This window comes from Caryophanon tenue, assembly GCF_001700315.1.
Lineage (GTDB): Bacteria > Bacillota > Bacilli > Bacillales_A > Planococcaceae > Caryophanon > Caryophanon tenue.
Window position 1 is genome coordinate 289702 of record NZ_MASJ01000003.1, and the last position, 19143, is coordinate 308844.

Genomic DNA, 19143 nt, shown 5'->3' on the forward strand with positions numbered 1-19143 from the left:
CGCACGTAAAAAAATCCTTCAGCGAGGAAAACTGCTGAAGGATAAAAGTTGCTAGTTTATTGTCATTGTTACGCACGTTTTAGTTGCATAACTAATGCTTCGTCTGGTGTTACAAATAATGTTTTTTGCTCAAAATAAATAACGAAGCCTGGTTTTGAGCCATTTGGTTTTTTTACGTGGCGTACTTCAGTGTAATCCACCGGCACAGCAGACGATTCGCGCGCTTTACTAAAGTAAGCGCTTAGTACAGCTGCTTCTGCAAGGGTTTGCTCATCGGGGGCGTCACTATGAATGACGACGTGTGAGCCAGGAATATCTTTTGTATGCAGCCATGTTTCATTACGTTTTGCAAGCTTAAACGTTAAGAAATCATTTTGTTTATTGTTTTTGCCGACAGAGATGGCGATACCAGTAGACGATGTAAAGTTTTCTGGTAACGGCTTTGTGGGTTTTTTCTTTTTCTTAGAAGCACGTAGACGTAAATAGCCTTGTTCAGCTAGCTCTTCGCGAATTTCTTCAATATCGCTTGGGGCAGCGTGTTGTACTTGTTGCGCCAGTAAATCAAAGTATGCAATATCGTCACGTGTTTTATCAAGCTGCTCTTGAATACGTACAAGCGCATTTTTGGCTTTATTGTAGCGTGTGTAATAGCTTTGCGCGTTTTCTACAGGCGTTTTACGTTCATTTAATGGAATGGTTACTTGTGCGCCATCCTCACTATAATAATTGACGACCGTCACTTCTTTCATGCCTTTTGAAAAGCTATAAATATTCGCCATTAATAGCTCGCCGTAAAGCTGTAATGTATCGAGCTTTTCAGCACGTGCATAATCTTGCTCTAGCTTGCGCACCTTTAGTTGTAACTTATCGCGCTCATTTTGTAGCCAACGTTCTAAATCACCAGCTTGTTGCTTCACACGATCACGTTCTGCACGGGCGAAAAAGACGCGGTCTAACAGTTCGCCAAGTGTCGCAAATGTTGTTGCTGTAGCAGGAAGATGGGTCAAGGTTGTTGGTGAGAAGGAAATTTTGCCGTCAATTTCATAATAGCTTGGTGTAGCACCGTCACGGATTTCAGTTAAAAATTGTTGCCAAGCTGTGACGATGTCGCTGTCGCCAATACGGTGCAAAATTTCTTGTGCGTGCAATGTTGAGAAGCCTGCAAAAAATTGCTGTACTTCTTTCGCTTCACGTCCACGTGCAAAAAAGTTAATCACATCATTTATTGGAATTGTATACGGGTTTTCCTTTTGTTGTGCAGGTGGTGCGATATAGGCAGCACCCGGCATAATGGTACGATAGCTGTTTACAGCAGGTGGTAAATGCTTTAAGCTATCGATAATTTTATTTGTGGCGCAGTCAATTAATAAAATATTACTGTGGCGTCCCATAATTTCTGCCGATAAAATGCGTTTTACGGGGTCGCCAATTTCATTTGTCGCATTTACTTCCATTGTAATAATACGGTCTGTGCCGTCCTGGGTAATGCTCGCAATCATACCGCCTTCTAAATGCTTGCGTAACAGCGTACAAAACATCGGTGGTTCTGCTGGATTTTCAATCGATTGGTTTGTCAGTTGCACACGTGCGTATGCAGAGTGAATTGAATACAGTAATTTATAGTTTGTCCCACCTGCGCGCACATGTAATAAAATCTCTTGTGCGTTCGGTTGGTGAATTTTTGTAATACGACCTGTGACAAGTTTTTGTAGTTCTGTTGTCATCGCTGTTGTAAATAATCCATCAAATGCCATGTGTCATTCCTCGTTCCATATGAGTTCTATTGTTTATAGTAGCATCTTTTTCGCATTTCATCATTATGCAGCTGTCATTTAAATTCCTGCGCCGAGCAACTTTTATTTATGGTATAATGTTTTCTAGTATGCAAAGAAAGGTGTGACGAACCTTGGTGCGTAGTATGACTGGTTTTGGCAGAGGTGTCACAACTACGGAAACATTCCAACTCACAGTTGAAGTTCGATCTGTAAACCATCGCTTTTTAGAAATTTATACGAAGTTTCCGAAAGAGTGGATGGAAGCAGAGCAATTAGCGAAGAAGCTAATTTCACAAGAAGTGTTACGCGGTAAACTAGACGTTGCCGTTCATGTAAAATCATTAGCAGAAAGCGATGAAATGTTCCAAATTAATTGGCCATTAATTGAGGCGTACAAAAAAGCAAAAGCACAACTTGCTGAAGTAGTCCCATTAGATGCTTCATGGACAATGCAGGAATTATTCTCACTGGAGCATGCATTAACGTACGAAAAGCAAGAGATTGCCATAGAACAACTAACAGCAGCGGTTGAACAAGCCGTTCAGCAAGCCATTGTTGGGTTAGTTGATATGCGAATGCGGGAAGGGCAGTCATTGAAAAATGCTGTGCTGCAATATAAGGAAGAGCTTCATACGCAAATCCGCCTCATTCGTGATGTGTCACCACAAGCTGTTCAAAAGTACCGTGAGCGCTTAATCGAAAGAATTGCCGAGATTGCGAACGTCGATGTGCTAGAGGATCGTTTGTTAGCAGAAGTTGCATTGTTTGCAGAGCGGGTTGATATAGCGGAAGAGCTAGACCGTTTAGAAAGTCATTTTGAGCAATTAACGTCTACGCTTAATGAAGCGGGTTCAATTGGTCGTAAATTGGATTTCTTAATGCAGGAAATGCACCGAGAAATTAATACAATCGGCTCGAAAAACCAATCTTCAGAAGCGTCTGTCGCAGTTGTTCAAGCAAAAACCATTTTAGAAAAAATGCGCGAACAAGTACAAAACATTGAATAATTTTGGACTTTCGCTCATAATAAACAAGTTACCCAGTATATAAAGGAGTTATGGTGAATGAGAAAAGAACGCGGCTTGTTAATCGTGTTGTCAGGGCCATCAGGTGTTGGTAAAGGCACGGTTCGTAAAGAGTTATTCTCGCAACCGGATACGAATTACGAATATTCGATTTCAATGACGACACGCCAACCTCGTGAAGGGGAAATAGACGGTGTCGATTATTTCTTCAAAACACGTGAACAATTTGAAGAGCTAATTGAAGAAGGTGGCTTATTAGAGCACGCTGAATTTGTTGGCAATTATTACGGTACACCATTAGCTTATGTCAATGAAACACTTGATGCAGGGCGCGATGTATTTTTAGAAATTGAAGTGCAAGGAGCTGCGCAAATTCGTGAAAAAGCACCGGATGCACTCTTTATTTTCTTAGCACCGCCAAGCATTTCAGAGTTACGCGAACGTTTAGTTGGTCGCGGGACAGAGACAGAAGATGTCATTGCAAAGCGTATTGCGACAGCCAATGAAGAAGTAGAAATGATGAACTTATACGATTACGTTGTCGAAAATGATGAAGTTCAAAACGCTTGTGACCGCATTAATGCCATTATTATGGCAGAGCATTGCCGCCGTGAACGCGTAGAGAAACGTTATTTATCGATGTTGAAGGGAGAATAAAACAGATGTTATATCCATCAGTTGACGCATTAAAAAAAGAAGTAGATTCAAAGTATTCATTAGTGAGCCTAGCGTCTAAACGTGCTCGCCAAATGCAAGAGGTACAAGGTACAGAACGCTTAGAGAAGTATGTATCGTACAAGCCAGTAGGTCGTGCACTTGAGGAAGTATCTAGCGGAGAGCTACGTATGAAAGAACAAGACGCTTCAACTATTTACGAAGACGAAATTTAATGACACGTATATAAGCTCCCGGAGAATTCTCTTTGGGAGCTTATCGTTTGAAGGGGTGGAAACGACATGAATGGTAAAAAGGTTTTAGTATGTGTGACAGGTGGCATTGCCGTTTATAAAGCGGTTGCTCTTGTAAGTAAATTACAGCAAGCAGGTGCGGTTGTAAAAGTGATGATGACTGATTCAGCACGTCAATTTGTCAATCCATTAAGCTTTCAAGTAATGTCAAAAAATGATGTCTTTTTCGATACATTTGATGAAAAAGATTCAAGTGTCATCGCGCATATCGATTTAGCAGATTGGGCGGATTTAATTTTAGTTGCGCCTGCCACAGCGAATGTGATTGGCAAAGTGGCCAATGGCATTGCCGACAATATGGTTACAACAACATTACTTGCTGCGTCAAGCCCTGTTTGGATGGCACCAGCGATGAATGTACATATGTATGACCATCCAGCTGTTGTACGTAATATTGAACAATTATACAAAGATGGCGTGCGCTTTATTGAGCCGTCAGAAGGCTTTTTAGCATGTGGGTATGTTGGAAAAGGGCGTATGGAAGAGCCTGAAAAAATCGTTGCACTTGTAGCGGAGCATTTCCAACCGAAAACATTACCACTGCAAGGTAAAAAGGTCATTGTATCTGCTGGACCTACACGTGAGCGTATCGATCCGGTTCGTTTTGTGACGAATTTTTCAAGTGGCAAAATGGGCTATGCTATGGCTGAAGCTGCACGTGATTTAGGGGCGGATGTTGTGCTCGTTTCAGGACCGGTCGCACTTGCAAAACCAACTGGTATGCGTGTTGTCGATGTGGAAAGCGCACAAGATATGCTAGAAGCGATTGAAGCGGAATATGATACAGCCGATATCGTTGTGAAAACAGCGGCAGTTGCGGATTATCGTCCGAAAAATGCGGCAACACAAAAGGTCAAGAAAAAAGACGGTGATACGTTTATGGAAATGGAACGCACACCGGATATTTTAGCAACACTTGGCAACAAGAAGAAGCATCAGTTACTGATTGGCTTTGCTGCTGAAACGAATGATGTTGAAACATATGCGCAAGGGAAATTAACGCGTAAAAATGCGGATTATATCGTTGCAAACGATGTGACTGAAGTCGGTGCAGGATTTAATACCGATACAAATACCGTCACGCTGATTGGACACAGTGATTATCGTGCGCGCTTTGAGCATATGCCAAAAACCGAATTAGCAAAACGTTTATTTGAAACGATTTTAAAGCGAGCTGAGCAATAATGTTTGCACAAGTTATTGTCGATGTGGCGGCCTATCCTGTAGACCGCCCATTCGATTACCGTATTCCAGAAAAATTAGCGACGGTTGTTGAGCCTGGCAGTCGTGTGAAAGTACCGTTTGGACCGCGGCACGTGCTTGGATACGTCGTTGGCATCGTTTCGCAAACCGATGTGCCACCGAATAAAATTCGCGCGATTAATGAAGTGCTTGATTTAGAGCCAGTCATTAATGCAGAGCTCTTACAATTGTCCAAATGGCTGAAGCATGAAACGATTTGCTTTGAAATTGATGCGCTACAGCTTATGGTGCCGTCTGCATTGCGCGCAAAATATGAAAAAGTAGCACATATGCGTGTCGAGCGTCCGCAACTGGATATGCGACTGCAAGCGATTTTTGGTACGAAGCAAACGGTTGATGTGAAACAGTTTGAAAAAGCAGGTGTTTTGCATCTCTTAAAACAAGCGGTGACTGCTGGAGCTGTCGAACTTGAAAATATTGTGAAGCAACAAGGAAAAGTAAAGACGATTCGCATGGTGAAAGTGGTAGAAGATGTTGCGTGTTTACAGCAAATTCAGGCACACATACCAGCGAAGGCACGCAAACAAATTCAACTAATTGAATGGTTAATACCGTATGCGGGTGAGACATTGACACCTGCTTTTATTTGTGATGAGGCAGATGTTGGAACGACCGTCTTGCACGCTGTACTAGAGCGCGGTGCCGGTGAGTTTGTGCAACAGGAAGTGTATCGTGACCCGTTCACAAAAGACGTGGCGCAAACGACGAATTTACAATTAACAGATGAGCAAGATTTGGCGTTATTAGCGATTCAAAAGAAGTTAGACCAACAAGTTGGACATACGTTTTTATTGCATGGTGTCACGGGTAGCGGAAAAACAGAGATTTATTTGCAGGCGATTGAACAGGTACTTGCACAAGGCAAGCAAGCGATGATGCTCGTACCAGAAATTGCGCTAACGCCCCAAATGACTGAGCGCTTTCGTTCACGCTTTGGCGATGCCGTTGCGGTGATGCATAGTGGCCTATCGACCGGTGAAAAATACGACGAATGGCGCAAAATTCAAAACGGTGAAGTGCAAGTGGTAGTCGGTGCACGTTCTGCGGTGTTTGTGCCGTTTACAAATATCGGCTTAATTATTTTAGATGAAGAGCATGAATCCACATATAAACAAGAAGATTCACCACGCTACCATGCGCGAGATGTCGCTATTTGGCGTAGTCAGTATCATCAATGTCCGGTTATTTTAGGCAGTGCGACACCATCGCTCGAATCGTATGCACGCGCTCAAAAAGGTGTGTATACATTATTGACGTTATCGGAGCGTGCAAAAAAGCAAAGCTTACCGGCTGTTCACGTTGTCGATTTACGCGCAGAGCTCGCCACTGGCAATCGTTCCATGTTCTCTACCGCCTTAGTTGAGGCGATGCGTGTGCGACTTGAAAAAAATGAGCAAATTGTGCTGTTTTTAAATCGTCGTGGTTATTCAAGCTTTGTATTATGTAGAGACTGTGGAACTGTTGTACAATGTAAAAATTGTGATATTTCTTTAACGTACCATCGACACCAAGAAAACTTAAAATGTCATTATTGTGGCTATGAGGAACATGTCCCCTCAACATGTCCACAATGTACAAGTGAGCATATTCGTTATTTTGGGACGGGTACACAAAAAGTTGAAGAAGAGTTGCATGCGCTGTTTCCAGAAGCACGTGTATTGCGGATGGATGTCGACACAACCTCGAAAAAAGGGGCACATGAAGATATTTTAGAAGCGTTTGGCAATAAGGAAGCGAATATTTTACTTGGCACGCAAATGATTGCGAAAGGACTAGACTTTCCAGACATTACACTTGTGGGCGTGCTGAGTGCCGATACGTCGCTGCATTTACCGGATTACCGAGCAGCTGAAAAAACGTATCAACTGCTAACGCAAGTAAGTGGTCGTGCCGGGCGTCATGATAAACCAGGACAAGTTGTCATTCAAACGTACACGCCAGAGCATTATGCAATTGAGTTAGCGAAGGCGCAAGTGTATGCACCGTTTTATACACAAGAGATGGCGAATCGTCGTCGCTCTGGGCATCCACCGTACTATTATATTGCGCTTGTTCAAATTTCGCATGAGGATGTTATGCTCGCTGCCGATTATGCACAGCAGACGATGTACTGGTTACAAGCTCGTTTACCACACACTGTGCAACTACTTGGACCGACAGCAGCAAGCATTAGTCGTCTCCAAAATAGATATCGTTATCAATGTTTGATAAAATACAAAATAGAACCAAGCTTAATTCCAACGCTCCACGCGTTAATTTCGCATTATCGTGCAGAGTGGATAAAACAAGGAGTACAGCTTACAATCGATTTAGATCCGAGTATGATTTAAATACGTACGTATAGAAAGAGGCATATATTATGGCAATTAAAGAAGTTGTAAAAGCACCCGCACAGGTGTTATCACAGAAAACGAAAGAAGTAGAAGTAATTGATGAATCAATTATCGCGTTATTAGACGATTTATATGACACGATGGTTGAGCATGATGGTGTTGGGATTGCTGCACCACAAATTAATGTAAATTTACGTGTTGCTATCGTTGAATTAGGCGAGGATATTTTAGAAATGATTAACCCAATTATCATCGAAACAAAAGGTGAGATTGTAGAAGATATTGAAGGTTGCTTAAGCTTCCCAGATGTATTTGGTATGGTTGAGCGCCCAACATATGTGAAAATTGAAGCAGCAGACCGTGAAGGACGTATTTATGAATTAGAAGCAGAAGATTTCGAAGCGCGTGCAATTATGCATGAAATTGACCATTTAGATGGTGTATTATTCGATTCGAAAATGACACGTCGTCTATCAGAGGAAGAGTTAGAAGCTTTATACGCTGAGGAGGAATAGTCTGTGAAAATTGTATTTATGGGAACACCGGCCTTTTCAGCACCAATTTTACGTATGTTGCATGAAGAAGGTCATGACATTGTAGCGGTTGTAACACAGCCGGATCGTCCAGTGGGGCGTAAAAAAGTATTAACGGCAACACCTGTAAAAGAAGAGGCGTTAGCGTTAGGTTTACCAGTATTACAGCCAGAAAAGCTACGCGGTTCACAAGAGATGGCAGACATTATTGCCATGAATGCGGATTTAATTGTTACAGCGGCATTTGGTCAAATCTTACCGAAAGACATTTTAGATGCACCGCGCTTAGGCTGTGTAAATGTACACGCATCACTGTTACCGAAATATCGCGGTGGTGCACCAATTCACCAATCGATCATTGATGGTGAAGCACAGACAGGTGTGACAATTATGTATATGGCAGAGAAGCTGGATGCCGGTAACATTATTTCACAGCGTGCGATTGCGATTGAAGAAACAGATCATACAGGTAGCATGTTTGATAAACTAAGCATCGTTGGCCGTGATTTATTGAAGGAAACATTGCCTTCACTTGAAGCGGGCACGAATGATTCAATTGTACAAGACGAATCACAAGTGACGTATGCACGCAATATTTCTCGTGAGCAAGAACGTATCGACTGGACAAAATCAGCGCGTGACTTATATAACCAAGTGCGCGGCTTACATCCTTGGCCAGTGGCATACACAACGTTTGAAGAAGCAACGTTTAAAATTTGGTGGGCACAAGTCGGTGGACAAACCGATGCAGTACCAGGCACGGTTGTAGAAATTAACAAAGACTCATTTGGCGTTGCAACAGGTGACGGTGTACTGCTGTTAACAGACGTGCAACCAGCTGGTAAAAAACGTATGTCAGCAACGGATTATTTACGTGGGACAGGGTCGAAATTACAGATTGGGGACCGCTTTGAATGAGTAAACAAAAGAAAAAAGAAATCATTTGGGATGGCAATGTACGCGACGCGGCATTAACGATTTTATTAACGGTTGATAAAAGCCAAGCATACAGTAATTTATTACTGAACCAAACGATTGAGAAATACAACATTAAAGATGCCAAAGACCGCGGTTTATTGACGGAATTAACGTATGGCACATTACAATATAAATATACGCTAGATTATTATTTAGAGCCGTTCATTCGCGGGAAAGTAGACTTATGGGTGCGATGGTTACTGCGTTTATCGCTGTACCAAATGCATTATTTAACACGTATCCCAGCACATGCCGCGGTAAATGAAGCGGTTGAAATTGCGAAACGTCGTGGTCATAAAGGCATTGCTTCAACGGTCAATGGTATATTACGTAGCATTTTACGTGAAGGTGTGCGTTCAGTAGATGATATTGCAGACCGCGTAGAGCGTTTAGCGATTGAAACATCTCATCCGCAGTGGCTTGTATCACGCTGGGTAGAGATGTATGGCTATGAGCAAGCGAGTGATATGTTACAAGAAAACAATGTGCCACCACTGCAAACGATGCGTGTGAATACGACGCGTATTACCGTAGACGAAGCGCTTCAAATTTTAGAGCGCGAAGGTGTGAAAGCACGTCGTAGTGACATTATGCCAGAATGTATTCATTTAATGAGTGGGACAGCTGCGCGAACATCTTTATTTAAAAAAGGATTTGCGACTATTCAAGACGAAAGCTCGATGTTACCAGCAACGGTGCTTGACCCACAGCCAGGTGAACGCATTTATGATATGTGTGCAGCACCAGGTGGGAAAACGACACATATTGCCGAGAAAATGCGCAATGAAGGGAAAGTATTAGCGACAGATTTACATGCGAAAAAGCTTGATTTAATCGATGAAAATACAGCCCGTTTAGGCTTAAACATTGTAGAAGCAGTGCCGCTTGATGGTCGGAAATCAGCAGCTTTACTTGGTGAAGCAAGCTTTGACCGCGTACTTGTTGACGCACCATGTTCAGGCTTAGGGGTTATGCGTCGTAAGCCAGACATTAAATATACGAAGCGTGAAGAAGATTTAGCGAACTTACAAACGATTCAATTAGCACTGCTTGACAATGCCGTGACATTATTAAAACCAAATGGTCGTTTAGTGTATTCAACATGTACGGTTGACCGTACGGAAAATGAAGGCACTGTCGAAGCATTTTTAGCAGCACATCCACAAATGGAAGTAATCGAAATGCAATTGCCAACAAGCTTAATGGATAAGCAGCAAAACGGCATGCTACAAGTATTCCCACAAGACTTCGGTAGTGACGGATTTTTTGTAGCCGCGTTTCGTAAAAAAGGAGAATAATAATTTAATATGTTAGAAAAACAACATGAAGAAATGAAAGAGCAAATTGCAGGCCGTATTGAAGATTTAGTACAAGAAGCTGCACCAAAACGTCGTGAGAAAAAAGAGAAGCCACAACTAAAAGAATCGATTTATTCTTTACGTTTAGATGAACTGCAAGCTTGGTTAGAAGAACACGGCGAGAAAAAATTCCGTGCTGCACAAATTTATGAGTGGTTATATAGTAAACGTGTGAAAACGTATGATGATATGAAAAACCTTCCGAAGTCATTACGTGAAAAGTTAGAGGAAAACTTCCTATTAACAACATTATCAACAATTATTAAACAAGAATCAAAAGATGGCACAATCAAGTTTTTATTCCAATTACAAGATGGCTATTCAATTGAAACGGTATTAATGCGCCATGATTACGGAAATTCAATTTGTGTAACGACACAAGTGGGTTGTCGTATCGGTTGTACGTTCTGTGCGTCAACATTAGGTGGTTTAAAACGTCACTTATTAGCAGGTGAAATTGTTGAGCAAGTAGTGAAAGTACAACAAATTTTAGATGAAACAGAAGAGCGTGTATCGTCTATCGTTATTATGGGTATCGGTGAGCCGTTTGATAACTATGATGCGATGATGAACTTCTTAAAAATTATGAACCACGATAAAGGCTTACACATTGGTGCGCGTCATATTACGGTATCGACATCAGGTATCGTACCGAAAATTTATGAATTCGCAGATGAAGGTATGCAAATTAACTTCGCGGTATCATTACACGCACCGAACCAAGAAGCACGTCAAAAGCTAATGCCAATTGCACGTGCCTATAAATTAGAAGAATTACTAGCAGCGGTGAAATACTATACAGAAAAAACAGGTCGTCGCGTAAGCTTCGAGTATGGGTTAATGTCGGGTGAGAATGACTCAGTTGAAGTTGCAAACGAGTTAGCCACATTAATTAAAGGGATTAAGTGTCACGTAAACTTAATTCCAATCAACTATGTACCAGAGCGCGATTACGTACGTACATCACGCAGCAGTATTTTTGCATTTGAAAAAGCATTAAAAGCACGAGGTGTAAACGTAACTATTCGTCGTGAGCAAGGTGCGGATATTGCCGCTGCATGTGGACAATTACGTGCACAAGAACGTGCTGAAGAAACAAAGTAGGTGAACTATTGTGAAATTCACAGTCGAATCGGATGTGGGCTTAAAACGCGCGGTGAATGAAGACCGTGTACACGTATCAGTGCGAGAAGACGGGCATATGCTCGCGCTTCTTGCCGATGGTATGGGTGGCCATAATGCTGGAGAAATTGCGAGTGACATGGCGATTACATTATTTGAAGAGCAGTTTTTACAAGTAGATACAGCGACACTTAATGAACAACTAAGTAAGCAAGTATGGGTAGAACAAACGGTGAAACGAATTAATGAAGAAGTATATGATTATTCATTACGCCATAAGCAATGTACAGGGATGGGAACGACGTTAATTGCAGCACTTATCGACGGTGGGCATTTCACGATTTGTCACATTGGTGATAGCCGTGTGTATACATTTACCGAACAGGATGCCGTGCAAATTACGCGTGACCATTCCTATGTCAATGTACTTGTAGACCACGGTGAAATTAGCGAGGAAGAAGCGGAGCATCATCCGCGTCGCAATGTTATTACAAAAGCGGTCGGCACGGAGCGACATGTAGAGCCAACATTTTACACATTTGAAGTGCCGGCTGATACGTATATTTTATTATGTTCAGACGGCTTAAGTGATAAATGCAGTATCGCAGAAATACAGGCCATTTTATTGCTCGAAAAAACACTAGAAGAAAAAGGTCGAATGCTTGTACAACTAGCAAACGATAGCGGCGGCGAGGATAACATTTCTCTCGCCCTTCTTTATAATGGATAGGAGGTGTAGGGTATGTTAGAAGGAAAACGTATTAGTGATCGTTATAAAGTGTTAAGTCTTATTGGCGGCGGCGGGATGAGCCACGTTTATTTAGCGCATGATATGATTTTGGACCGTGAAGTGGCGATGAAAGTATTGCGCTATGATTTTAAAAACGAAGAAGAGCTGCATCGTCGTTTTCAGCGAGAAGCATTATCTGTAACGAGCCTTACACATCCAAACATTGTAGGAATTTATGATGTCGGTCAAGATGAAGATGTGCATTATATTGTGATGGAGTATGTCGATGGCCAAACATTGAAAGAATACATACAACAACATTCACCAATTCCGGTAGCACGTGTCGTAGAAATTATGTTAAGTCTGACACACGCGATTAGCCAAGCACATGATAATCATATTATTCACCGTGATATTAAGCCTCAAAATGTGTTGATGAATAAAGAGGGCGAAGTAAAAGTGACGGATTTTGGCATTGCGGTAACGCTCAATGCAACGGCGTATACACAAACAAATTCTGTACTAGGCACAGTGCATTATTTATCGCCTGAACAAGCACGTGGTGGCATGGCAACGAAAAAGTCTGATATTTACGCACTTGGTGTTGTCATGTATGAATTGTTAACGGGGGAGCTACCATTTTATGGTGAATCACCAGTAGCGATTGCTCTGAAGCATTTGCAAGAAGAGACACCATCTGTTCGAGAAAAGTATAGTTATATTCCACAAAGTGTCGAAAATGTCGTGTTAAAAGCGACCGCAAAAGACCCATTGCATCGTTATCAGTCTGTCGAAGAAATGACGCAAGATTTACAAACGGTATTAAGTCCTCAGCGTTTACATGAACAACTCTTTACATTGCCGCTTGACGATGATGATGCAACAAAGGCAATGCCGATTATAAAACCGGTATTTCCGGTGCAAGATGCGACACCGACACGTCGTATAGAACCGGTACAGCCCGCTGTTGAAGAGGAAGACGATGATGTGGTCATTGCACCACCTATAAAAAAGGCGGCTGTTGAACCATCGCCGCCATCACCAGAACCGCCAGCGAAAAAGAAAAAGTCGAAAAGCCCGATGATTATTGGTATTTTGCTCGGTATTATGGCACTACTTGCTTTGCTGATCTTTTTACTGCCGTCTCTTATGTCACCGACAAAAGTAAGTGTACCAGACGTCACAGCACTGACATTAGAAGAAGCGATTGATGAGCTTGAATCACAAGGCTTTGCGGTAGGTGACGAGCGTGAACGTACATCTGATACGGTTGACGAAGGTAAGATTATTGAAACGTCACCAGCTGCTGGAAAAGAAATTGAGCAAGGTGGCGAAATTGATTTAATCGTCAGCATTGGGAAAGAAAAGAAAAGCGTCAGCAATTATGTTGGACAAAATGTCGACCAAGTACTGAGCATTTTAAAAGACCGCGATTATGTGGATGTTGTCATTAATGAAGAGTATTCAGACGAAAAAGCAGGTACTGTGTTGTCGCAGTCGCCAGTGCCAGGAGAGCAAGTCGTTGAAAGTGAAACGGTACTGACATTAACGGTGAGCCAAGGTAGCAATACAGCGCGTGTTGCGGACTTAACAGGTTACAATGAATCGGCGTTAAATGAATATGCGCGTTCGTCTGGCTTTAAAATTAACGTCACACGAGAAGAGCATTCAGAGACGATTCCAGCAGGCGATGTTATGAACCAAACACCATCAGCCAATTCGTCAATTGAAGTCGGCAGCACCATTAGTGTTGTCATGTCAAAAGGACCAGCAGAAAAGCCGGTAAAAACATTCGTGCAAGTCATTTCGATTCCTTACAGTGCTGAGGAACAACCAGTAACGGAAGCACCGCAACAAGAGGAAGAGGCACCAGCGCCGGACGAAGAGCAAGACATTACGGATGAAAATGAGTCTACTGAAGAGGAACTACCAGTCGAAGAAGAGCCGGTAGAGCAGCCTTCTGAAACGGCAGAACCAATCGAGCAAACGATTCAAATTTATATTCAAGATAAAAACAATACGATGTCAAAACCAGTAGAAGAGTTCACAATTACTGAGACGACATCACATCGCATTCAATTGCAAATACAAGAAGGAACAGAAGCTGCGTATCGTGTGATGCGTGACAATGAAGTGATCATTGAAGAAGTAATTTCATATGATGACTTATAAGAAAGGATGATCTGATGGCGACAGGCCAAATTCGTAAAGCTTTAAGTGGCTATTACTATGTAGAAAAAGATGGACAACTGATTCAATGTCGAGGAAGAGGCGTATTTCGAAATCGCGGTGAATCACCATTAGTGGGTGATTTCGTTGAATATACGGTAGAAACAGCAGGCTCCGATGGGACGATTCAAAAGATTTTCCCACGTGATAATGAGCTTGTACGTCCGCCGATTGCCAATATTGACCAAGCTATTTTAGTGTTTTCTGTGAAGGAGCCGAATTTCAATACCATTTTACTCGACCGCTTTTTAGTTGTTTTGGAATCTTTCCACATTCAGCCGATTATTTGCTTAACGAAAATGGATTTATTAAGTGAAGCGCAGCGTACAGAATTACAACCTTATATTGATGATTACAAAGAAATCGGCTATGATGTTATCGAAACATTTATTGACGATGCATCGTTAATGGAGCGTCTTGTGCCAGTACTTGAGGGCAAAACAACGGTTTTAGCAGGACAATCAGGGGTTGGAAAATCAACGTTACTGAACACTTTATTACCATCGTTAGCGCTAAAAACAGGTGTTATTTCACAGCATTTAGGACGCGGTAAACATACAACGCGCCATGTGGAGTTAATGGAAGTAGCAGGTGGCTTATTAGCAGATACGCCAGGGTTTAGCTCGTTTGATTTCGATACGATTGAGCGTGAAGAATTAACGGCGTGCTTCCCAGAACTTGCGCGTACAGCAGAGTCGTGTAAATTCCGTGGCTGTTTACATGTGAAAGAGCCAAAATGTGCTGTGAAAGATGCTGTAGAAGCGGGAGAAATTCGTGCATATCGTTATGAGCATTACTTACAATTTTTAGAAGAAATTATGGATCGAAAGCCGAGGTACTAATAATTATGATTAAAATTGCACCATCTATTTTAGCGGCGGATTTTGCGCAGCTAGGACAAGAAGTAAAAGAAGTAGAAGCAGCTGGAGCACAATTGATTCACGTAGACGTAATGGACGGCCATTTTGTGCCAAATATTTCATTTGGCTCATTAGTAATGGATGCGATTCGTCCGCATACAACATTACCACTTGATGTTCATTTAATGATTGAAAATCCAGACCAGTACATTGAGCAATTTGCAAAAGCAGGTGCAACATATATTACAGTACACGTTGAAGCGTGTCGTCATTTACACCGCACGATTCAATTAATTCGTTCATATGGCGTAAAGCCAGGTGTCGTGTTAAATCCACATACACCGATTGAAACGATTCAGCACGTGTTAGAAGATATCGACATGGTATTATTTATGACCGTAAACCCAGGCTTTGGTGGTCAAAAATTCATTTCATCAGTCGTACCGAAAATTGAAGCGTTATCTACAATTATTAAAGAGCGCGGTTTATCAATTGACATTGAAATTGATGGTGGTATTACAGCAGAAACGATTGTACCATGTGCAAAAGCAGGCGCGAATATCTTTGTTGCCGGTTCGGCTATTTTCGGCAAAGAAGACCGTGCGGCAGCGTTACAAGAGATTCAAGCAGCTGGAGAAGCAGCAATTTCGTGATTGCGTTTATTTGTGCAGGCGGGCCACGAGAACAATTGTATGACCTGACTGCTTTGGCGTCGCGACAAGACATCGTGTATATCGGTGCTGATCGCGGCGCTTTTTATTTACTGCAAGCAGGGCTGAAGCCGACAGCTATTCTTGGAGATTTTGATTCGCTAAATGACGAAGAGTGGGCGTATGTGTCATCGCAAGTATCGGAAATTCACCGTTACGCTGCTGAAAAGGATGATACGGATACCGACTTAGCGTTATTATATGCCGTTGAGCAGGGATTTTCAGAAATTTGGATTACGGGGATTACAGGTGGACGTTTAGACCATTCAGAGGCAGCGATGCGTTCAGTAGGGCGTATTCAGCTTGCGCATGAACAAGTCATTGTGAAGGTACTAAACAATCAAAATGAGCTGCGTATTTTAGTGCCAGGGACGCACCGTGTGAAACGAGCAAAGGAGTTTCCATATATGTCGCTTTTTGCATATGACGGTCATGTTGAAGGCATTACATTACGGGGCGTGAAATATGAAACGACGAATGAAACGATTACACGTATGTCATCGCGTTTTACGAGCAATGAAATTGTAGCAGAGGAAGCGACAATTTCGTTTACAGCGGGCATTTGCTTAGTTGTACGAAGCCACGATTAAACAAATAAAAAAAGGACTTACCATAAAGGTGAGTCCTTTTTATATGCACGAATTAAACGCGCTCGATTTTACCTGATTTTAATGCACGAGCAGAAACCCATACACGCTTTGGCTTACCGTCAACTAGGATACGAACCTTTTGTAGGTTAGCGCCCCAAGTACGTTTAGAAGCGTTCATTGCGTGAGAACGAGTGTTACCTGAACGAGCTTTACGGCCAGTGATTACACATTGTTTTGGCATGTATATTTCCCTCCTAACAAATGAATCTGAAAGCTTGTTTTTCAGTTCGGTATTTCACATACCATAATAATTTACCACAGTCTAAGGGTGAGTGCAAGACATTTCACATACACTTTCAAGAAAAAAACCTTTACACCTAAAATGTGTGACAACAATAGCAAAAGCGCGGATTGAGGAAGAATTATAAGGCAACATATTCCCAAAAGTTTTCACAAACGCCTGTAATTTTTTGAAATAGATACTATGTCTCACTAGCTTAATTGGTGAGTTTTCTTTTATAATGTGTTGTTGTGTAGTACAATATAGTTTAGTCTAATAGAGCCAAGGGGGCATTTACATGTCAATTGAGTTAAACAACGAATTCGGTCAAATTGATATTTCAAACGATGTCATAGCGCAAATTGCTGGAGGTGCAGCGATTGAGTGTTACGGGATTGTTGGGATGGCATCTAAACATCAAATCCGCGATGGACTGACAGATATTCTTCGTAAAGAAAACTTTGCGAAAGGCGTATTAGTACGTCAGCAAAATGACGATTTACATATTGATATGTATATCATTGTAAGCTATGGTACGAAAATTTCGGAAATCGCTTACCAAGTGCAATCAAAAGTAAAATACACAGTAAATAAGACATTAGGAATGAGCGTTAAATCGGTGAACATTTTTGTTCAAGGTGTGCGTGTCATGAACGTATAAGAGGAGGAACAGAATCGCATGCAGTCTTTAGACGGATTAAAGTTTGCGGAAATGGTACAAATGGGTGCACATCACCTTTACCAAAACGCAGGCTACGTAGATTCTTTAAACGTATTCCCAGTACCAGATGGCGATACAGGGACAAATATGAACTTGTCAATGACATCAGGAGCAAAGGAAACAGAAGCACATGCCCAAGCACATATTGGGAAAACAGCACAAGCGTTATCAAAAGGATTATTAATGGGTGCTCGTGGTAACTCAGGTGTTATTTTATCACAGTTATTCCGTGGTTTCGGTAAACATATCGAGAAGCTAGAAGAAGTAACGGCAGCTGATTATGCACAAGCGTTCCAAGCCGGTGTAGATACGGCATATAAAGCCGTTATGAAGCCCGTTGAAGGGACAATTTTAACGGTAGCAAAAGACGGAGCGAAAGCAGCGGTAGCAGCAGCAGAGCATTCGACAGACTTAATTGCGATTACAGAAGCATTAGTACAAGAAGCGAAAGCGTCATTAGACCGTACACCAGATTTACTACCAGTACTAAAAGAAGTAGGCGTAGTCGATAGTGGTGGTCAAGGCTTACTATTCGTTTACGAAGGTTTTTTAGCATCGTTAAAAGGTGAAGCATTACCAGAAAAAAATGATGCATCATTAGATGATTTAATTAACGCAGAGCATCACCGTGCACAAGACTTTATGGATACAGCTGATATTGAATTTGGCTATTGTACAGAAATTATGGTGCGTTTAGAAGCAGACAAAGCACCATTTGATGAATACGCTTTCCGTGAAGAGCTAAGCGTTATGGGTGACTCACTATTAGTCATTTCAGATGATGAAGTTGCAAAAGTACATATTCACTCGGAAACACCAGGTGCTGTACTAACTGCAGGTCAAAAATATGGTAGCTTAATGAAAATTAAAGTCGACAATATGCGTGAGCAACACTCGGCAATCGTCGGTGAAGACCATAAAGCACCAGCGAAAGCTGCAACGAAAAAAGTACCGTATGCGATTGTAACGATTGCGATGGGTGAAGGTGTAGCCGATATGCTACGCTCTATTGGCGCGTCTTACGTAATTGAAGGTGGTCAAACGATGAACCCTTCAACGGAAGATATCGTGAAAGCGGTGCAAGAAATTGGTGCAGAGCGCGTCTTAATTTTACCAAACAATAAAAACATCATCATGGCAGCTGAGCAAGCTGTGGAATTATTAGAGATTGAAGCAGCAGTTGTTGCGACAAAGACAATTCCACAAGGGATGGCAGCTGTGTTAGCATTTAACAGCGAAGTATCGGTAGCCGATAACAAAGAAGTGATGACTGAAGCGTTCTCAGCTGTGAAAACAGGTCAAGTAACATATGCGGTACGCGACACATCAATTGATGGCGTAGAAATTCGCAAAGATGATTATATGGCATTAGCAGAAGGTAAGATTGTTTTATCGACACCACAATTAACAGATGCTGCACAAAAAGTAGTAGCAGAGCTAGTGGATGAAGATTCAGAGATTATTACAATCATTTACGGTGAAGATACGACAGAAGAAGCGGCTAACGAATTAGCTACCTTTATTGAGGAACAATTCGAAGACGCAGAAGTAGAAGTATTTAACGGTAAACAGCCGTTATATCCATATATTATTTCGGTAGAATAATAAAAAGTTGTCCTGAATCAAGTGTTCAGGGCGCTTTTTTTGTTCACATGAAAAGGTCAGACA

At 41.9% G+C, this 19143-nt stretch carries 18 protein-coding genes; 16 read left to right on the forward strand and 2 right to left on the reverse strand.

From position 1 onward, the window contains the following. Window positions 1-68 precede the first annotated feature (68 nt). On the reverse strand, window positions 69-1754 hold the full coding sequence (locus A6M13_RS04545; protein ID WP_066543280.1) for an Rqc2 family fibronectin-binding protein: 1686 nt from the start codon (window positions 1752-1754) through the stop codon (window positions 69-71). Between the two features lie 152 nt (window positions 1755-1906). Here A6M13_RS04545 and A6M13_RS04550 point away from each other — a divergent pair, with 152 nt between their 5' ends. The 14 genes from A6M13_RS04550 to A6M13_RS04615 all read left to right on the forward strand — a co-directional run bounded on the left by A6M13_RS04550 (window position 1907) and on the right by A6M13_RS04615 (window position 16474). Then, window positions 1907-2782 (forward strand): YicC/YloC family endoribonuclease, encoded by an 876-nt coding sequence (locus A6M13_RS04550; protein WP_066543282.1) that lies wholly within the window; start codon window positions 1907-1909, stop codon window positions 2780-2782. 57 nt (window positions 2783-2839) lie between these two features. Continuing rightward, window positions 2840-3457 carry a guanylate kinase gene (gene gmk, locus A6M13_RS04555; protein WP_066543284.1) on the forward strand — a complete coding sequence of 206 codons (618 nt, stop codon included), beginning with the start codon at window positions 2840-2842 and terminating at the stop codon, window positions 3455-3457. Window positions 3458-3462: 5 nt separating this feature from the next. Continuing rightward, window positions 3463-3690, forward strand: coding sequence for a DNA-directed RNA polymerase subunit omega (rpoZ, locus tag A6M13_RS04560; RefSeq protein ID WP_066543286.1), 228 nt, complete (start codon window positions 3463-3465; stop codon window positions 3688-3690). A 66-nt stretch (window positions 3691-3756) separates the two neighbouring features. After that, window positions 3757-4953 carry a bifunctional phosphopantothenoylcysteine decarboxylase/phosphopantothenate--cysteine ligase CoaBC gene (gene coaBC, locus A6M13_RS04565; protein ID WP_066543288.1) on the forward strand — a complete coding sequence of 399 codons (1197 nt, stop codon included), beginning with the start codon at window positions 3757-3759 and terminating at the stop codon, window positions 4951-4953. After that, window positions 4953-7361 carry a primosomal protein N' gene (gene priA, locus A6M13_RS04570; protein WP_066543290.1) on the forward strand — a complete coding sequence of 803 codons (2409 nt, stop codon included), beginning with the start codon at window positions 4953-4955 and terminating at the stop codon, window positions 7359-7361. Before coaBC ends, priA begins: the two co-directional genes overlap by 1 nt. Window positions 7362-7390: 29 nt before the next feature. Continuing rightward, on the forward strand, window positions 7391-7879 hold the full coding sequence (gene def / locus A6M13_RS04575) for a peptide deformylase (protein ID WP_066543292.1): 489 nt from the start codon (window positions 7391-7393) through the stop codon (window positions 7877-7879). An 18-nt stretch (window positions 7880-7897) separates the two neighbouring features. Continuing rightward, window positions 7898-8815, forward strand: a complete 918-nt coding sequence (gene fmt / locus A6M13_RS04580; protein WP_066543683.1) for a methionyl-tRNA formyltransferase — start codon at window positions 7898-7900, stop codon at window positions 8813-8815. Continuing rightward, window positions 8812-10173 (forward strand): 16S rRNA (cytosine(967)-C(5))-methyltransferase RsmB, encoded by a 1362-nt coding sequence (gene rsmB / locus A6M13_RS04585; protein ID WP_066543297.1) that lies wholly within the window; start codon window positions 8812-8814, stop codon window positions 10171-10173. Before fmt ends, rsmB begins: the two co-directional genes overlap by 4 nt. 33 nt (window positions 10174-10206) lie before the next feature. Then, entirely contained in the window at window positions 10207-11337 is a 1131-nt protein-coding gene (rlmN, locus tag A6M13_RS04590; RefSeq protein ID WP_066543684.1) for a dual-specificity RNA methyltransferase RlmN, read from the forward strand. A 10-nt stretch (window positions 11338-11347) separates the two neighbouring features. After that, complete coding sequence (locus A6M13_RS04595; RefSeq protein ID WP_066543298.1) at window positions 11348-12085, forward strand: Stp1/IreP family PP2C-type Ser/Thr phosphatase; 738 nt, start codon at window positions 11348-11350, stop codon at window positions 12083-12085. Window positions 12086-12097: 12 nt separating this feature from the next. Next, window positions 12098-14257: a Stk1 family PASTA domain-containing Ser/Thr kinase gene (gene pknB / locus A6M13_RS04600; RefSeq protein ID WP_066543299.1), complete on the forward strand. Its 2160-nt coding sequence runs from the start codon at window positions 12098-12100 to the stop codon at window positions 14255-14257. Window positions 14258-14271: 14 nt separating this feature from the next. Continuing rightward, the gene (rsgA, locus tag A6M13_RS04605) at window positions 14272-15156 is read left to right on the forward strand and encodes a ribosome small subunit-dependent GTPase A (RefSeq protein WP_066543301.1); all 885 of its coding nucleotides are present in this window, start codon (window positions 14272-14274) and stop codon (window positions 15154-15156) included. Between the two features lie 5 nt (window positions 15157-15161). Continuing rightward, a complete protein-coding gene (gene rpe / locus A6M13_RS04610) occupies window positions 15162-15827 on the forward strand; it encodes a ribulose-phosphate 3-epimerase (protein ID WP_066543303.1) in 666 nt (221 codons plus the stop codon). Next, window positions 15824-16474: a thiamine diphosphokinase gene (locus A6M13_RS04615; RefSeq protein WP_066543305.1), complete on the forward strand. Its 651-nt coding sequence runs from the start codon at window positions 15824-15826 to the stop codon at window positions 16472-16474. The genes rpe and A6M13_RS04615 overlap by 4 nt, the downstream gene beginning before the upstream one ends. Before the next feature lie 52 nt (window positions 16475-16526). On the opposite strand, the gene rpmB is transcribed toward A6M13_RS04615, so the two are convergent. Then, window positions 16527-16715 carry a 50S ribosomal protein L28 gene (gene rpmB / locus A6M13_RS04620; protein WP_066463337.1) on the reverse strand — a complete coding sequence of 63 codons (189 nt, stop codon included), beginning with the start codon at window positions 16713-16715 and terminating at the stop codon, window positions 16527-16529. A 337-nt stretch (window positions 16716-17052) separates the two neighbouring features. On the opposite strand from rpmB, the gene A6M13_RS04625 reads away from it, so the two are divergent. Both A6M13_RS04625 and A6M13_RS04630 read left to right on the forward strand, forming a co-directional pair. After that, on the forward strand, window positions 17053-17415 hold the full coding sequence (locus A6M13_RS04625; RefSeq protein ID WP_066543308.1) for an Asp23/Gls24 family envelope stress response protein: 363 nt from the start codon (window positions 17053-17055) through the stop codon (window positions 17413-17415). An 18-nt stretch (window positions 17416-17433) separates the two neighbouring features. Then, window positions 17434-19080, forward strand: a complete 1647-nt coding sequence (locus A6M13_RS04630) for a DAK2 domain-containing protein (protein WP_066543310.1) — start codon at window positions 17434-17436, stop codon at window positions 19078-19080. Window positions 19081-19143: the final 63 nt, after the last annotated feature.

Bases quoted from the DNA above. Each gene is read 5' to 3' on its own strand.
- priA (WP_066543290.1), top strand. From the start codon at position 4,953: ATGTTTGCACAAGTTATTGTCGATGTGGCGGCCTATCCTGTAGACCGC.
- A6M13_RS04545 (WP_066543280.1), bottom strand. From the start codon at position 1,754: ATGGCATTTGATGGATTATTTACAACAGCGATGACAACAGAACTACAA.
- rlmN (WP_066543684.1), top strand. From the start codon at position 10,207: ATGAAAGAGCAAATTGCAGGCCGTATTGAAGATTTAGTACAAGAAGCT.
- rsmB (WP_066543297.1), top strand. From the start codon at position 8,812: ATGAGTAAACAAAAGAAAAAAGAAATCATTTGGGATGGCAATGTACGC.
- A6M13_RS04630 (WP_066543310.1), top strand. From the start codon at position 17,434: ATGCAGTCTTTAGACGGATTAAAGTTTGCGGAAATGGTACAAATGGGT.
- fmt (WP_066543683.1), top strand. From the start codon at position 7,898: ATGGGAACACCGGCCTTTTCAGCACCAATTTTACGTATGTTGCATGAA.
- pknB (WP_066543299.1), top strand. From the start codon at position 12,098: ATGTTAGAAGGAAAACGTATTAGTGATCGTTATAAAGTGTTAAGTCTT.
- rsgA (WP_066543301.1), top strand. From the start codon at position 14,272: ATGGCGACAGGCCAAATTCGTAAAGCTTTAAGTGGCTATTACTATGTA.
- rpe (WP_066543303.1), top strand. From the start codon at position 15,162: ATGATTAAAATTGCACCATCTATTTTAGCGGCGGATTTTGCGCAGCTA.
- rpoZ (WP_066543286.1), top strand. From the start codon at position 3,463: ATGTTATATCCATCAGTTGACGCATTAAAAAAAGAAGTAGATTCAAAG.
- coaBC (WP_066543288.1), top strand. From the start codon at position 3,757: ATGAATGGTAAAAAGGTTTTAGTATGTGTGACAGGTGGCATTGCCGTT.
- rpmB (WP_066463337.1), bottom strand. From the start codon at position 16,715: ATGCCAAAACAATGTGTAATCACTGGCCGTAAAGCTCGTTCAGGTAAC.
- gmk (WP_066543284.1), top strand. From the start codon at position 2,840: ATGAGAAAAGAACGCGGCTTGTTAATCGTGTTGTCAGGGCCATCAGGT.
- A6M13_RS04625 (WP_066543308.1), top strand. From the start codon at position 17,053: ATGTCAATTGAGTTAAACAACGAATTCGGTCAAATTGATATTTCAAAC.
- def (WP_066543292.1), top strand. From the start codon at position 7,391: ATGGCAATTAAAGAAGTTGTAAAAGCACCCGCACAGGTGTTATCACAG.